The sequence below is a fragment of the Streptomyces sp. NPDC059008 genome (assembly GCF_042749045.1).
In the GTDB taxonomy this organism is placed as follows: domain Bacteria; phylum Actinomycetota; class Actinomycetes; order Streptomycetales; family Streptomycetaceae; genus Streptomyces.
Genome location: NZ_JBHYJC010000086.1, coordinates 1 through 14539, shown reverse-complemented (window position 1 = coordinate 14539; position 14539 = coordinate 1). Strand labels below are relative to the sequence as shown.

Sequence of the window (14539 nt, the reverse complement as noted above, 5' to 3'; positions counted from 1 at the left end):
CCTCGCCGCCTCGTCGGCCGCGGTGGTGGTGGGGTGGTGGAGGTCGAAGGCGGGCGATTCGCTGCGTATCCGGGGCAGCGAGGTGAAGTTGTGGCGCGGCGGCGGGCAGGAGGTCGCCCACTCCAGGGAGCGGCCGTAGCCCCAGGGGTCGTCGCAGCCGACGACGGTGCCGTACTTGGCGGTCTTCCAGACGTTGTAGAAGAACGGGAGGAAGGAGAGGCCGAGGAGGAAGGAGCCGATGGTGGAGAGGGTGTTGAGGGTGGTGAAGCCGTCGGCGGCGAGGTAGTCCGCGTACCGGCGGGGCATACCGGCGGAGCCGAGCCAGTGCTGGACGAGGAAGGTGAGGTGGAAGCCGACGGTGAGCGTCCAGAAGGTGATCTTGCCCAGCCGCTCGTCGAGCCGTTTGCCGGTGAACTTGGGCCACCAGAAGTGGAACCCGGCGAACATCGCGTAGACCACGGTGCCGAAGAGCGTGTAGTGGAAGTGCGCCACGACGAAGTACGTGTCGGAGACGTGGAAGTCCAGCGGCGGGGAGGCCAGGATGACGCCGGTCAGACCACCGAAGACGAAGGTGACCAGGAAGCCGACGGCCCACAGCATCGGGGTCTCGAAGGACAGCGAGCCGCGCCACATGGTGCCGATCCAGTTGAAGAACTTCACCCCGGTGGGGACGGCGATCAGGAAGGTCATGAAGGCGAAGAACGGCAGCAGGACGCCTCCGGTGACGTACATGTGGTGCGCCCAGACCGTCACCGACAGGCCCGCGATCGAGATCGTCGCGGCGATCAGGCCGAGGTAGCCGAACATCGGCTTGCGGGCGAAGACCGGGATGACCTCGGAGACGATGCCGAAGAACGGCAGAGCCAGGACGTAGACCTCGGGATGGCCGAAGAACCAGAACAGGTGCTGCCACAGCAGTGCGCCCCCGTTGGCCGCGTCGAAGACGTGGGAGCCGAACTTGCGGTCCATCTCCAGGGCGAGCAGCGCGGCGGCGAGGACCGGGAAGACCATCAGGATCAGTACCGCGGTCAGCAGCACGTTCCAGGTGAAGATCGGCATCCGGAACATCGTCAGGCCGGGGGCGCGCAGACAGACGATGGTGGTGATGAAGTTGACCGCGCCCAGGATGGAGCCGAATCCGGAGAGCGCCACACCCATGATCCATATGTCGGCGCCCACACCGGGCGAGTGGACGGCGTCGGACAGCGGCGCATAGGCGAACCAGCCGAAGTCCGCGGCGCCCTGCGGGGTGAGGAAGCCGGCCGCGGCGATCAGCGAACCGAACAGGAACAGCCAGAAGGCGAGCATGTTCAGCCGGGGGAAGGCCACGTCGGGGGCCCCGATCTGCAGCGGCATCAGCCAGTTGGCGAAGCCGGTGAACAGCGGCATGGCGAACAGCAGCAGCATCACCGAACCGTGCATGGTGAACGCCTGGTTGAACTGCTCGTTGGAGAGGATCTGGGTGCCGGGGCGGGCCAGTTCGGCGCGCATCAGCAGGGCCATCACACCGCCGACGAGGAAGAAGACGAACGCCGCGACGAGGTAGAGCGTTCCGATCTGCTTGTGGTCGGTGGTCGTGAGCCACTGCAGCGCCTTGTGCCACCCGGCCGCCCTGCGCCGACGCGGCGGCCGGGCCACGGCCCGGCCGCACGCCGGTTCTCCGACCGCCGTCGTCCGTACTTCCCCACCATTCACGGTGCTGTGTCCTCCACCTCGGAAACGTGAACCGGGCCGGGAGCGGCCGGAGCCGGGAAGAGCCATTGGCACGGGGGAGACCGGCCCTTCCCGGCAGACACATCGTCAGCCGGCCACCTCCGCGGTCCCCAGGGCCGAACAGCCCTCCTGCGGACCGCGAACGGCCCCTCGGCGGGCGGGCCGGCCGGCCCCCGTCGCAGACGCCTCCGGATGGCCGGTCGACATCCGTGCCCGCCGGCGCCGCCGCGCTGATCACGTACGCTTCCGAGCAGACGTACGGGATCTTTGGAGCAGCACGGTCATGTCCGAATCGCAGCAGTACGCACCGTCCGCGAGCGGTCCGCACGGGCCGCAGCTCCACGCACCGGACCGGATGCGCGGCCTGCTCGACGCCGTGATGAGCCTGGGGCGGGGGCTCGAACTCCCGCAGGTGCTCAGGGGCATCGTCCAGGCGGCGGTCACCCTCACCGACGCGGAGTACGGGGCGCTCGGCGTGGTCGGGGACGGGCAGCTGTCGCAGTTCCTCCCCGTCGGGATGTCGGACGAGCTCATCGGGCTGATCGGCCGGACGCCGTGCGGCCGCGGCATCCTCGGGGAGCTGATCCGCAACCCGTCGCCGCTGCGGCTCGACGACCTGACCCGGCATCCGCACAGCTATGGCTTTCCGGCCAACCACCCCCCGATGCGGACCTTCCTGGGGGTGCCGGTCCGGGTCCGCGACGAGGTGTTCGGCAACCTCTACCTCACCGAGAAGCGGGGCGGCGGCTCGTTCGACGCGGACGACGAGGCCGTGCTGACCACGTTGTCCATCGCGGCGGGAGTGGCGATCGACAACGCCCGCATGTACCACGAGAGCCGCCGCCGCGAACGGTGGCTGGAGGCGCTGGGCGAGATCACCCGCAGCCTGCTGTCGGGCACCGACGCCGACGAGGTGCTGCGGCTGATCGCCGAGCGCGCGCAGGAGGTCGCCGGCGCCGACAGCGCGGCGGTCCTGCTGCCCGAGTCCTCGTCCGCGGACCAGCTGACGGTGACGGTGGCGTGCGGTACGGGCGCGAGCCGGATCCTGGGGCTGCGGGTGCCGGCCGACGGTTCACTGCCCGGGATGGCCGTCCGCAGCGGCCGGCCGGTGGTCAGCGCCGACCTACGGGCCGACCCGCGGGCGTACCCACTGGGCCCGGACGCCCCCGGCACCGGGACCGGGCACCCGCCTCGGGGAGCCGAGCCGCACGGTGCCGCGCGGAACGGCGGGCCCGCGCAGACGTACGGGCCGACGGTGGCCGTCCCGCTCCAGGTGGACACCGGCTGCGGTGCACTGCGGCTGAGCCGTCTGGCCGGGCGGCCCGCCTTCGACGACGCCGAGGTCACCCTGATATCGGGCTTCGCGGACCAGGCCGTGATCGCCCTGGAACTCGCCCGTCGGCGGGCCGAGTCGGAGGAGCTGACGGTGCTTCACGACCGTGACCGGATCGCCCGGGACCTGCACGACCTCGCCATCCAGCGGCTGTTCGCGACCGGCATCACCCTGCAGAGTGCGACCCGGCTGATCGACCGTCCGGAGGCCGCCGAACGGGTCGGCCGCGCGGTCAACGACCTGGACACCACCATCAAGATCATCCGTTCCACCATCTTCGGACTGCGCACCACCGGGGACGACAAGGGCGGCCGCGGTCTGCGCCGCGACCTGACCGAGACCCTGCAACGGGCGGCCGGCCCCCTCGGCTTCAGCCCGGCACTGCGGATCGACGGCCCGGTCGACGCCGCGGTCCCCGACGACCTGTCCCAGCACCTCCTGGCGGTGACCGCGGAGGCCCTCAGCAACGCCGCCCGCCACGCCCGTGCCCGCCATCTGGACGTGACGCTGTCGGTGACCGGGGACGCGGTGACGCTGACGGTGACGGACGACGGGGTGGGGATCGGCGACGCACCGCACACCGGAGGCCTGGCCAACATGCTGGCCCGAGCCGACATGCACGGCGGCCGGCTGGCCGTCGAGAGGCCGGAGGGCGGCGGCACCCGCATCGTCTGGCGGGCGCCGCTGCCGGACTGACCCGGTCCGGCCTAGGGGGTGTCGAAAGTGTGCGCGGCGACCGACGTGGCACGGGGCATGTCACGTTTTGAGGCGCTGCCTCGTCCGAGAGGCGAACGACCAGCCGTCGTTCTCGCGAAGAAGGAGACTTTCGTGTTCGCCACCTACCTCGTGTTCACCCTCCTCACCTCGGCCATCAACGGCTTGGCTGCCACTGCCAACTTCATCGGCCACGAGTACCCCAAGAGCCAGGCGGACAAATTGCGCGTGCCTCGGTCCTGGATGCGCCCGCTGGGCGCACTACTGGCGGCGGGCGCGCTGGGACTGCTGGCCGGGTTCGTCGTGCCGGTGCTGGGCACGCTCGCCGCCGCCGGCCTCGTGCTGTACTTCCTGGGTGCGTTGTGTGCGCACCTGCGGGTCGGTGACTACCAGTTGGGTTACTGGGCCGTATTTTTCTGTCTGCCGGTGGGCGCCTTGGCCGTGGGCCTGGCCCTTCGTTGATGGCTGCGACGAACACGGTTGCTTCGTAGCGGACGGCGAGCTTGTCGTTAGCTGGCGGTGGGTCTCTCCCTCAGTCACGGCTGAAGGCGTAGGCGCGCTCGACTCGCGCGACTTCCACGCTGTACGAGGAGTACCAGCGTTCCCGTCCGAGCCGCTGTGCCTGGAGGTGCTCGGGGTGGGCCTTCCATGCTGCTATCGATGCTTCGTCTGCGTAGTAGATGACGATGAGGTCCCGGCCGTCCTTGTCCGTCAGCGACTCGCGGCCGAGGTAGCCGGGCTGCGCCTCACCGAGTTCGGCCATGCGCTCGCTCATCGCGGCGTAGCCTTCGAGATCCGCGGTCGGCCGAGTGGTGATGATCACTGCGTAGTACGGCGGTTCAGGGCGGACGAACGGGGTGGTCATGCGAGAAGCCCTCCGTTGGTAAGGAGCATATGGCGCCAAGGCTACTGACGTGATCCTTTGGTGGCTACCGCGTTAGGAGTCGTCTCATTTGGTGAGTCTGCGGTAGCAGATGAGGGTGCAGGCGACAGCGGTGAAGGCCAGGAAGTGCTCCGCCTTACGTTCGTAGCGGCGGTGGAGGCGGCGGCAGTCGGCGAGCCAGGACATGGTGGTCAGTGCCGTGCCGTGCCCCTGCCGGCGGCGGATCAGGTCGTACACCCGGCCCCAGGGGCCGTACCGCTCCGGGGCCTACCGCCATGGGGCCCGGTGTCGAGGTCAGGCCCGTGGGCCCTTCAGCCGTTCGACGACCATCGCCGCCTGGACCCGGCGGCCCACGCCCAGCTTGGACAGGATCGCGGACACCCGGTTCTTGACCGTCTTCTCCGAGAGGAACAGCCGGTCCGCAATCTGACGATTCGTCAAACCCTCGCCGATCAGGTCCAGTACCTCCCGCTCGCGCGGGGAGAGTCGGCCGAGTTCGGACGTCTCCGCCTCGGTCGCCTGGCCCCGGCCCGGGTCGCGCAACCGCTCCATCACCCGTGTCGCGGTGCGCGGATCCAGCATCGACTGCCCCGCCGCGACCGTGCGGATCGCGTGCACCAGGGCACTGCCGTCGATCTGCTTGAGTACATAGCCGGCCGCCCCGGCCATGATGGCGTCGAACAGCGCCTCGTCGTCGTCGAAGGACGTCAGCATCAGACAGGCCAGCTCCGGCATGCGGGCCCGTAACTCCCGGCAGACCTCGATGCCTTCGTGGTCGCCTTCGGGCCCGCCGGTGCCGCCGAGCCGGACGTCGAGGACGGCCACCTGTGGCCGGATCGCCGGCACCCGTGCGAGGGCCTGCCGGGCGTCCCCCGCCTCCCCGACGACCTCTATGTCCTCCTCCGCCTCCAGAAGGTCCCGTACTCCGCGGCGGACCACCTCGTGGTCGTCGAGGATGAAGACGCGCAGCGGTGCGTCGGGGGCATCGGCGGGGACAGGGTGAACGGGCTGCTGGTTCATGCACTCTCGCTCTGTGGTTCTCGCGGTTCGGCGGGGCACAAGGGTCCCGACCACGAGGTTCGTCGCGCCAGGCGCCTAGCGCAAGGGCCGAACGGCCCTGGGGGATCGGGGCCCTTCGGGCAAGGCAGCGCGTTGCGATACTGACGCCCCCCGTCAGGAGGTCGATCCCATGCACCAGCCCTGCCAGCCGTACCAGCCCCCGCGTTCCGCCTCGTCGGTACCGTCCGGATGCCCCGCCGCGGACACCGTCGGCGGCGAGTACCACGCCCTGCTCGCCCGGCACGACGCCATGCGGCTGCGGCAGCGCATCCTCGGCCAGGGCCGGTCACCCGCGCCGGACTTAACGCCCGCCGCCTACGACGGCGCGGCGGACCAGCGGCTGATCACCCAGTACCTCGATCTGGTCACGCCGTTCGGCGACCTGATCGCCCACCTCTACGACGAGATGTTCGCCCGGTGGCCCTACCTGCGATCGCTGTTCCCCGCGTCCATGGAGTTCCAGCGTGCACATCTCGCCCGCGCCTTCTGGTACCTGATCGAGAATCTGCACCGCCCCGGCGAGGTGGCCGCCTACTTCCGGCAGCTGGGTCATGACCACCGCAAGCTCGGGGTGCGTCCGGTGCACTACGAGGCGTTCGAGACGGCGCTGTGCGCGGCGCTGCGGAGCACCGCCGGGCCCCGCTGGGCCGAGGCGGTGGAACAGGCGTGGGTGCGGATGCTGCGGTTCGCCGTCGCGTCGATGGTCGAGGGCGCCGACGCCGCGCTCGCCGAACCCCCCAGTTGGCAGGGGACGGTGACCGCGCACGAGCGGCGCCGCCCGGACCTGGCGGTGCTGCGGGTGCGGCCGCACGAGCCGTATCCCTACCGGGCCGGCCAGTACGCGGCGGTCGCCTCGCCGCTGATGCCCCAGGCGTGGCGGCACTACTCCCTGGCCTCGGCGCCCGGGCCCGACGGCGAGGTGGCCCTCCACGTCCGGCGGACCGGCCCCGGCGGGGTCAGCGAGGCCCTGGTCGGCGGCACCCGGGTCGGCGACACCTTACGGTTGGGCCCGGCGCACGGCACGATGACGCTCCGGGACGAGGACCGCTCCCGCGATCTGCTGATGGTGGCGGGCGGCACGGGCTGGGCACCGATCAAGGCGCTCCTGGAGGAGTGGGAGGGTCGCCGCCGAGGAACCGCCGGTCTTCCGCAGCGCCCGGCCGGGCGGGTACACCTCTTCGTCGGCGCCCGCAGCCGCGCCGAGCTGTACGACGCCGCGGCGCTGACCCGGTTGGCGACGCGCCACGACCGGCTCCGAGTGGTCCGGGTGCTGGACGAGGACGTCGCCCCGGACAGGAGCGACCCGCTGTCCGAATACGGGCCCCTGGCCGAGGCGGTGGCGCGGGACCGGCGGTGGTCGCAGCACCTCGCCTTCGTCAGCGGTCCGGCGGCCATGGTCGGTGCCACGGTCGCGCGGCTGACCGCGGCCGGCATGCCGGCCGACCAGATCCGCCACGACCCGGTCCCGGACGTACTGCCCCCGCCGGCCGACCGCTGCCCGGCGCACACGCAGGACGGCGCGGTGGGCCGGAGCGGCGCGGTGACGCCGACCCGGCCCTGAACGTCGCACGGTCATCCGGCCGCGCTGTCCGAGGCGGGCCGAACGGCCCTGGCGGGTCGCCGCCGAGGGGCGTCTACTGGCCGACACCTCAGTGCATCAGCAGTGTCATCAGGACAGGGAGCACGCAGTGAACGACATCCCGGCCCGGCACACCACCGGGACCGCCACCGACTTCGAGCCGGTGGCCTGGGCCGACCGCGAAGCCTCCCGCCGCAGCACCGAACTGGACCGGGCCGAGGCCCTCCGCCTGTTGGGCAGTGTGTCGCTGGGCCGGATCGTCTTCACCCAGAACGCGCTGCCGGCCATCCGCCCCGTCAACCACCTCCTCCACCACGGCGAGGTGATCATCCGTACCCACGAGGGCGCGGCGCTGACCAGCCTCACCGAGCACGCGGAGGACGAGGGCGTGGTCGTCGCCTACGAGGCCGACGCCATCGACCCGGCCACGCACTGCGGCTGGAGCGTGGTGGTGACCGGCTACTGCCGCCTGGTGACCGATCCCGACGACCTGGCGCACTATCAGGCGTTGCTGCACCCCTGGGCCGACCACCGGATGTCCTACGCGCTGCGGATCCGCCCGGACCTGGTCACGGGGTTGCGGCTGTCCCGCTAGCCAGGCGGGGCAAGGCGCCGCCGGTTCACCCCTTGAGGCCGTAGAAGTGGATCGGTGAGTTCGGTGTGAACCCGATACGCGGGTATACGGGGGCGCCGGCGACGGTCGCGTGCAAGGTGGCGCGGGTCACTCCCGTGGCGCGGGCGCCCTCGTACAGCGCCTTGCGCGTGACCGCCTCGCCGTAGCCTCTGCGCTGCCACTCGGGGGCCGTGGCGACGAGAACGACGAAGAGGCGGCCGTCCGCTTCGACGGCACCGGCGCACGCCACCGGTACGTCGCCCCGCATGCCCAGGTAGGCGTACACCTCGTTCTTCCAGCGCGTGGATCCGAGGAGCCCGTCGCGGCCGTCCGTCAACGGCATTCCGTAGGCGCGCGAGTTGAGGTCGGCGTAGGCGCGCAACTGCTCGTCCGTCGTCACGCGCACGAACGTCAGATCGGGGTGGACCGGCTCGGGGAGGGGGAGCAGGTCTGCGGCCATGCCGGTACCGGGGAAGGCGTGTTGCAGGCCTGCCCGCTCGGCCGCCGGCCCCAGCGCGGAGCGGGCCGAGTCGTCGAGCAGGTCTTCGAAGAGCCACAGGAAGCCGGGCTGCTTCTTGGCGCGCATGATGTCCGCCGCCCGGCCCAGGCGTTGCCCCAGCAGCTCTGCGTCCGCGCCCACGTCGGTCAGGGTGACGCAGTTCCAGAAGGCGAAACGGCAGTCGGCCCAGCGAACGGCGATCCCCGGCAGGTCGCGCACATCCGCACCCGCATCGCGGTCGAGCACCATGGCACGCCAGACCACGGCGAGTTGCTCCACCGATTCGACGGACTCCGCGAGATCAGCCACCGTCATCCCATCGATCATCGAGCTCGGACAGGTCGTCCAGCTCGTCCAGCGCATCGAGTTCCGGCCCGGCCGGAGAAATCCTTGATGAAGTAGTACACGACTCCGCCGCCCCTGGGCGCCTCTTCGCGACACCGACTGCCAGGTGTCCGGCGCACCTCGCCGGCCCCGGACGTGCGCCCGGGGCCAGGGCGAGGCGAGAGGCGTCCGGCGAGGCCCTACGGGCCGTCGGCTACGGACGCACGTAGGGCCGGGTCATGATTTCCATGTTGTGGCCGTCCGGGTCGTCGAAGTACGCGCCGCGACCGCCGAACAGCCGGTTGATCTGCCCGGGTTCGGTGCGGCCGGGGTCGGCGTAGTAGGTGACCCCGACGGCTTCCAGACGGGCGATCATGGTGTCGAACTGCTCGTCGGGCACGAGGAACGCATAGTGCTGCGACTGGATCGGCTCGTCACGCTTCTCGTAGTGGTCGAGCGTCACGCCGTTGCCGAGGTCGACGGGGAGGAACGGCCCGAAGGGCGCGCCGACCTTCAACCCCAGTATCGCGGCCAGGAATTCGGCCGAGAGTTGCCGGTCGCTTGCGTAGACGGCGGTGTGGTTCAACTGGACGGAGGCCGCCGGTGGCTCGGGGGCGCTCGGGTACTGCTGTGCGTTCGGAAGGTGGTTCGGCATGTGTGGTGTGTCTCCGGGTCTTGGGATCTGTGGGAGGGGCGCCGCATACGGGCGCCGGACAGAAAGACTCGGAAAGGGGGCGGGGCTCTTGCCCTCCCCTGCTCTCGGCTTCGCTGGAGCGGGGAGACCCCCGCCGCGCTCACGCCGAGGCCGGGAACCCCACTCGTGTATGGCCCATGGCCGACCCGGCAGTCACCCGAGCGACTTTAGTGATCATCACGGGCGGAGGCAAACGCCTTTCCACGGCGGCACGTTCCGCTTGTGGACCGGGTCGGTCAGCCGGTCCCGGCCCCGGCCATCGCCGCGAGGCGGCGGGCGAGCACGGCGGCCGCCTCCCGCAGCGCCGGCGGGTCGAGCACCTCCGCCTCGAACCCGAGCCGGGCCACGTGCAGGGCGAGCCAGTCCAGGTCGTCCCCGCCGGCGACGAGCACGCACCAGCCGTCGCGATCGTCCTCGACGCGCCCCACCTGGGGCGGCACCAACTCCCGCACCTGGTCGGGCCGGGCGTGCACCCGCACCCGGGCGAGATACCGGTAGGGCGCCTCGGTCACGGACCGCTGCACGTAGGCGACCGGGTCCGGATGCTCCCTCGCCCGGAAGCGCCAGGTCGTCGCCACCACCTCGCGCATCCGGTCCAGCCGGAAGGTGCGCCAGTCGTCGCGGTCGACGTCCCAGGCCATCAGGTACCAGCGGCGGCTGGTGGCGACCATCCGCACCGGCTCGACCGTGCGCCCGCGCTCCCCGCCGTCGCGGCCGGCGTAGCCGAAGCGCACCCGCACGGCGTCGCGACAGGCCCGCGCCAGCGTCACCAGCAGCTCCGCGTCGATCTCGGCCCCGGGGCCGACAAGGGTCTCGGTGGCGCCGTGGACGGCCCGCACCTCGGCGCGCAGCCGGGGCGGCATCACCTGGTCGAGCTTCGCGAGCGTCCGAAGTGCCGCCTCGCCCGCACCGGCGACCGTGCCGCCCGACGCCAGCCGCAGGGACACCGCCGTCGCGATCGCCTCCTCGTCGTCGAGGAGCAGCGGCGGCAGCCGGGTGCCCGCGCCGAGCTGATAGCCGCCGCCGACCCCCGCCGTCGCGTGCACGGGGTAGCCGACCGCACGCAGCCGCTCCACGTCGCGGCGCACCGAGCGGTCGGTGACCCCCAGCTCGGCGGCGAGCTCGGCGGCGGTCCAGGACGGCCGGCGCTGGAGCAGTGCCAGCAGCCGCAGCACCCGTTCGGTCGTCGCCTCAACGGTCATGCGCTCATCGTTTCACGCTTCACGGAACGAACCTGTCCGCTATATGCGCAAGGCTGGAGCCATGACCGACCAGACGTGGAACCCCCTGCTCCGAGACCAGCTCTCCTGGCACTGGACCAACCAGCTGCGCGACCGCCTCGACGGGCTCACCGACGACGAGTACTTCTGGGAGCCGGCGCCCGGCTGCTGGAGCGTGCGCCCGCGTGGCACCGGCACCGCACCGGTGCAGGCCGGGTCCGGCGCGATGACCATCGACTTCGCGATGCCGGAGCCCGACCCGCGACCGTTCACGACGATCGCCTGGCGACTCGGGCATGTGATCGTCGGCGTGCTCGCGATGCGCAACGCCGCGCACTTCGGTCGCGCGGCCACCGACTACCAGTCGTTCGCGTACGCCGCGACCGCGGCCGAGGCGCTGGCCCAGCTCGACGCGGAGTACGCCACATGGCTGGCCGGGGTCGAGTCCCTCGGCGAAGCCGGCCTCGCGCGCCCGTGCGGGGAGGCGGAGGCGCCGTACGGCGAGCGTCCTATGGCGGCGCTGGTGCTGCACATCAACCGCGAGCTGATCCACCATCTCTCCGAGGTGTGCCTGCTGCGCGATCTCCACCTGCACACCCGCCGGGAGGCGAGCTGAGATGGCCCGCGATCTCCAGATCACTTTCGACTGCGCCGACCCGGCCGGGATGGCGGCGTTCTGGGCCGAGGCCCTCGGCTACCGGCTGCAGGACCCGCCCGGGGGCTTCGCGTCGTGGGACCAGGCCCTGGAGGCGATGGGGGTGCCGCCCGAGAGACGCAACGACGCCTCGGCGGTGGTCGACCCCGAGGGCTCCGGGCCGCGGCTGTTCTTCCAGCGGGTGCCGGAGCACAAGCAGGCCAAGAACCGTGTGCACCTCGACGTACGAGCCGCCCCCGGACTCGCGGGCGACGCACGGATGGCGGCCCTGGAAGAGGAGGCCGAGCGGCTCGTCTCCCACGGCGCCACCCGGTTGCGGCGCTTCGAGCCCGCTCCTCCGCTCGGCTCCGGTCACATCGTGATGGCCGACCCCGAGGGCAACGAGTTCTGCCTCGACTGACCTCGGATCCCGTCCGGTGTGCGGCCTTTGAGGTCGACGGGCCGCAACGCAGGTCTGCTGGGCCACAATTGCGGTCATGACTGATGAGGCCCTTACTCCCGCCCGTCCGCTGTTGCGCCGCCCTCAGGACGGTGAACTCCTCGATGTCGCCGGCGTCGAGCACTTCTTCAAGCTCACCGGTGAACACACCGGCGGACGCTTCTCCTTCGAGGAGTTCCGCCTCGCGCCCGGCACCATAGGCGCCAGACCGCATGTGCACGACGGGCACGACGAGTACTTCTATGTCGTCGAGGGGGAGCTGACGCTCCACACCGGCGACGGCGAGGTGACGGCCGGCCCCGGCCATCTGCTCGCCGCCACCCGCGGTACCCCGCACGGCTTCCGCAACGCGGGAACGGTCCCCGTGCGCGCCCTGTGCCTCTACACGCCCGCCGGCTACGAGAACTACTTCCGCGACGTCCACGCCGCCGTAAGCGCCGGAGCCGAGGCGACCGACGAGCTCCTGGCCGAGTTCCGCAGTCGCTACCGGACCAGCTCCTACCAGGTCCCTTCGCCCACGGTGCCGTAGGGCCGGGGGCGGCGGGCAGGTCTTCCGCGGCGATTTTGGGGCTCCACCCCGTAGGGGGTGGAGCCCCTTTCGCATGCCCGCCCGCGGGGTGTCCGGGGCGTCCGCGCCTCGCGCCGCCCGCTCAACTCGTGCGATCGCGGACATTCAGGCATCAGCCGCCCGTCGTCCTCTTGACGGGCGATGCGGCGCGCTCTAACTTCCTTCCATAAAGCAAAACATTAATTCCATGATGCGGAATTAAGGAACTCCGGTCCTTCGCCGGAGCGTGCCCGTGACAGGTCGACGCAGGAGTACTCGATGCCTCGAATGACAGCCGCCCGTGCCGCGGTGGAGATCCTCAAGCGCGAGGGCGTGACCAACGCCTTCGGAGTGCCCGGTGCCGCGATCAACCCCTTCTACGCCGCGCTCAAGGGCGCGGGCGGGATCGATCACACGCTGGCTCGCCACGTCGAGGGCGCTTCGCACATGGCGGAGGGCTACACCCGCACGCACCCGGGCAACATCGGCGTCTGCATCGGCACCTCCGGCCCGGCCGGCACGGACATGATCACCGGCCTCTACTCCGCGATCGGCGACTCCATCCCGATCCTGTGCATCACCGGCCAGGCGCCGACCGCGGTGATCCAGAAGGAGGACTTCCAGGCCGTCGACATCGCCTCGATCGCCAAGCCGGTGACCAAGGCCGCGACCACCGTGATGGAGGCCGCGCAGGTCCCCGGTGTCTTCCAGCAGGCCTTCCACCTGATGCGCTCCGGACGTCCGGGCCCGGTCCTGATCGACCTGCCGATCGATGTCCAGCTGACCGAGATCGACTTCGACCCCGAGACGTACGAGCCGCTGCCGGCCTTCAAGCCCGCCGCGACCCGGGCGCAGATCGAGAAGGCGATCGCGCTGCTCAACGAGTCCGAGCGGCCGCTGATCGTCGCCGGTGGCGGCATCATCAACGCCGACGCCTCCGAGCTGCTGGTCGAGTTCGCCGAGCTGACCGGCACCCCGGTCATCCCCACCCTGATGGGCTGGGGAATCCTCGCCGACGACCACGAGCTGAACGCCGGTATGGTCGGCCTGCAGACCTCGCACCGCTACGGCAACGCGAACTTCCTGGAGTCCGACTTCGTCCTGGGCATCGGCAACCGCTGGGCCAACCGCCACACCGGCAAGCTGGACGTCTACACCCAGGGCCGCAAGTTCGTCCACGTCGACATCGAGCCGACCCAGATCGGCAAGATCTTCGCCCCGGACTTCGGTATCGCCTCGGACGCCAGGGCCGCGCTGGAGCTGTTCGTCGAGGTGGCCAAGGAGCTCAAGGCCGCCGGCAAGCTGCCCGACCGCAGCGAGTGGGCCGCCTCCACCCAGGAGCGCAAGGCCGAGCTGCAGCGTCGTACGCACTTCGACAACATCCCGATGAAGCCGCAGCGCGTGTACGAGGAGATGAACAAGGCCTTCGGCCCGGAGACCCGCTACGTCACCACCATCGGCCTCTCCCAGATCGCCGGCGCCCAGATGCTGCACGTCTACAAGCCGCGCCACTGGATCAACTGCGGCCAGGCCGGCCCGCTGGGCTGGACCATCCCGGCCGCACTGGGTGTCGCCACCGCCGACCCGGAGACGCCGGTCGTCGCGCTCTCCGGCGACTACGACTTCCAGTTCATGATCGAGGAACTGGCCGTCGGCGCCCAGCACAAGATCCCCTACGTCCACGTCCTGGTGAACAACGCCTACCTGGGCCTGATCCGCCAGGCGCAGCGCAACCTTGACATCAACTTCCAGGTCAACCTGGAGTTCGAGAACATCAACTCGCCGGAGCTGGGCGTCTACGGCGTGGACCACGTCAAGGTCGCCGAGGGGCTGGGCTGCAAGGCCATCCGGGTCACCGACCCCAGCGAGCTGGGTGCCGCGTTCGAGCAGGCCAAGAAGCTGGCCGCCGAGCACCGCGTCCCGGTCGTCGTCGAGGCGATCCTGGAGCGGATCACCAACATCTCGATGAGCGGCACGGACATCGCCAGCGTCAACGAGTGGGAGGAGATCGCGACCGAGCCGGGTCACGCGCCCACCGCGATCAAGCCGCTCAAGTCCTGACCCCGGGCCGGATCCGGACCTGACCCGGATCCGGCTCGGACGGTGGTCCGGGCGCGCTTGACCGGCGCGCCCGGCACCGCCACCATCCCGTAGAACAGAAACAAAAATCCGCTATCCGGAAGGAGCGCCGGCCTTTATGGGTTTCACGGACACGCGCTTCAACGTCAATCTGTCGATCCTGTTCACCGAGCTTCCGTTGCTGGAGC

At 70.8% G+C, this 14539-nt stretch carries 14 protein-coding genes and 1 pseudogene; 8 read left to right on the top strand and 7 right to left on the bottom strand.

Features of this window, described 5'->3' with window-relative positions; translation table 11 throughout:
• The coding region (gene ctaD / locus ACFWZH_RS38850; RefSeq protein ID WP_384443053.1) for a cytochrome c oxidase subunit I at positions 1–1761 on the bottom strand (1761 nt) is incomplete at its 3' end.
• A gap of 307 nt (positions 1762–2068) precedes the next feature.
• On the opposite strand from ctaD, the gene ACFWZH_RS38845 reads away from it, so the two are divergent.
• Both ACFWZH_RS38845 and ACFWZH_RS38840 read left to right on the top strand, forming a co-directional pair.
• Positions 2069–3742, top strand: a complete 1674-nt coding sequence (locus tag ACFWZH_RS38845; RefSeq protein WP_384443050.1) for a GAF domain-containing protein — start codon at positions 2069–2071, stop codon at positions 3740–3742.
• A gap of 132 nt (positions 3743–3874) precedes the next feature.
• Complete coding sequence (locus tag ACFWZH_RS38840) at positions 3875–4222, top strand: DoxX family protein (RefSeq protein WP_384443041.1); 348 nt, start codon at positions 3875–3877, stop codon at positions 4220–4222.
• 70 nt (positions 4223–4292) lie between these two features.
• Here the strand turns inward: ACFWZH_RS38840 and ACFWZH_RS38835 are convergent, their stop codons facing one another.
• From ACFWZH_RS38835 to ACFWZH_RS38825, 3 genes and pseudogenes are all read right to left on the bottom strand, one after another.
• A complete protein-coding gene (locus ACFWZH_RS38835) occupies positions 4293–4625 on the bottom strand; it encodes an antibiotic biosynthesis monooxygenase family protein (protein ID WP_384443038.1) in 333 nt (110 codons plus the stop codon).
• A gap of 84 nt (positions 4626–4709) precedes the next feature.
• Positions 4710–4832, bottom strand: a pseudogene (locus tag ACFWZH_RS38830) (IS5/IS1182 family transposase); the annotation flags it as partial.
• 105 nt (positions 4833–4937) lie between these two features.
• Positions 4938–5663: a response regulator gene (locus ACFWZH_RS38825; protein ID WP_384443035.1), complete on the bottom strand. Its 726-nt coding sequence runs from the start codon at positions 5661–5663 to the stop codon at positions 4938–4940.
• A 169-nt stretch (positions 5664–5832) separates the two neighbouring features.
• Between ACFWZH_RS38825 and ACFWZH_RS38820 the strand changes: the two genes are divergently transcribed.
• The gene (locus ACFWZH_RS38820; protein ID WP_384443032.1) at positions 5833–7263 is read left to right on the top strand and encodes a globin domain-containing protein; all 1431 of its coding nucleotides are present in this window, start codon (positions 5833–5835) and stop codon (positions 7261–7263) included.
• Positions 7264–7444: 181 nt separating this feature from the next.
• Entirely contained in the window at positions 7445–7876 is a 432-nt protein-coding gene (locus tag ACFWZH_RS38815; RefSeq protein WP_384443047.1) for a pyridoxamine 5'-phosphate oxidase family protein, read from the top strand.
• A gap of 25 nt (positions 7877–7901) precedes the next feature.
• Here ACFWZH_RS38815 and ACFWZH_RS38810 read toward each other — a convergent pair whose 3' ends face one another.
• The 3 genes from ACFWZH_RS38810 to ACFWZH_RS38800 all read right to left on the bottom strand — a co-directional run bounded on the left by ACFWZH_RS38810 (position 7902) and on the right by ACFWZH_RS38800 (position 10613).
• Positions 7902–8702, bottom strand: coding sequence for a GNAT family N-acetyltransferase (locus tag ACFWZH_RS38810; protein ID WP_384443044.1), 801 nt, complete (start codon positions 8700–8702; stop codon positions 7902–7904).
• 229 nt (positions 8703–8931) lie between these two features.
• Positions 8932–9372 carry a VOC family protein gene (locus ACFWZH_RS38805; protein WP_384443029.1) on the bottom strand — a complete coding sequence of 147 codons (441 nt, stop codon included), beginning with the start codon at positions 9370–9372 and terminating at the stop codon, positions 8932–8934.
• A 275-nt stretch (positions 9373–9647) separates the two neighbouring features.
• Positions 9648–10613 carry a helix-turn-helix transcriptional regulator gene (locus ACFWZH_RS38800; RefSeq protein WP_384443026.1) on the bottom strand — a complete coding sequence of 322 codons (966 nt, stop codon included), beginning with the start codon at positions 10611–10613 and terminating at the stop codon, positions 9648–9650.
• Positions 10614–10674: 61 nt separating this feature from the next.
• Between ACFWZH_RS38800 and ACFWZH_RS38795 the strand changes: the two genes are divergently transcribed.
• The 4 genes from ACFWZH_RS38795 (at position 10675) to gcl (ending at position 14333) form a co-directional block, all read left to right on the top strand.
• On the top strand, positions 10675–11247 hold the full coding sequence (locus ACFWZH_RS38795; protein ID WP_384443023.1) for a DinB family protein: 573 nt from the start codon (positions 10675–10677) through the stop codon (positions 11245–11247).
• A gap of 1 nt (position 11248) precedes the next feature.
• Positions 11249–11686, top strand: a complete 438-nt coding sequence (locus tag ACFWZH_RS38790) for a VOC family protein (protein ID WP_384443020.1) — start codon at positions 11249–11251, stop codon at positions 11684–11686.
• A 76-nt stretch (positions 11687–11762) separates the two neighbouring features.
• Positions 11763–12254, top strand: coding sequence for a cupin domain-containing protein (locus ACFWZH_RS38785; protein ID WP_384443017.1), 492 nt, complete (start codon positions 11763–11765; stop codon positions 12252–12254).
• Positions 12255–12551: 297 nt separating this feature from the next.
• Positions 12552–14333, top strand: a complete 1782-nt coding sequence (gene gcl / locus ACFWZH_RS38780; RefSeq protein WP_384443014.1) for a glyoxylate carboligase — start codon at positions 12552–12554, stop codon at positions 14331–14333.
• The last annotated feature ends 206 nt before the right edge of the window (positions 14334–14539 follow it).

Bases quoted from the DNA above. Each gene is read 5' to 3' on its own strand.
- ACFWZH_RS38845 (WP_384443050.1), top strand. From the start codon at position 2,069: ATGCGCGGCCTGCTCGACGCCGTGATGAGCCTGGGGCGGGGGCTCGAA.
- ACFWZH_RS38790 (WP_384443020.1), top strand. From the start codon at position 11,249: ATGGCCCGCGATCTCCAGATCACTTTCGACTGCGCCGACCCGGCCGGG.
- ACFWZH_RS38825 (WP_384443035.1), bottom strand. From the start codon at position 5,663: ATGAACCAGCAGCCCGTTCACCCTGTCCCCGCCGATGCCCCCGACGCA.
- gcl (WP_384443014.1), top strand. From the start codon at position 12,552: ATGCCTCGAATGACAGCCGCCCGTGCCGCGGTGGAGATCCTCAAGCGC.
- ACFWZH_RS38800 (WP_384443026.1), bottom strand. From the start codon at position 10,613: ATGACCGTTGAGGCGACGACCGAACGGGTGCTGCGGCTGCTGGCACTG.
- ACFWZH_RS38795 (WP_384443023.1), top strand. From the start codon at position 10,675: ATGACCGACCAGACGTGGAACCCCCTGCTCCGAGACCAGCTCTCCTGG.
- ACFWZH_RS38835 (WP_384443038.1), bottom strand. From the start codon at position 4,625: ATGACCACCCCGTTCGTCCGCCCTGAACCGCCGTACTACGCAGTGATC.
- ACFWZH_RS38820 (WP_384443032.1), top strand. From the start codon at position 5,833: ATGCACCAGCCCTGCCAGCCGTACCAGCCCCCGCGTTCCGCCTCGTCG.
- ACFWZH_RS38805 (WP_384443029.1), bottom strand. From the start codon at position 9,372: ATGCCGAACCACCTTCCGAACGCACAGCAGTACCCGAGCGCCCCCGAG.
- ACFWZH_RS38785 (WP_384443017.1), top strand. From the start codon at position 11,763: ATGACTGATGAGGCCCTTACTCCCGCCCGTCCGCTGTTGCGCCGCCCT.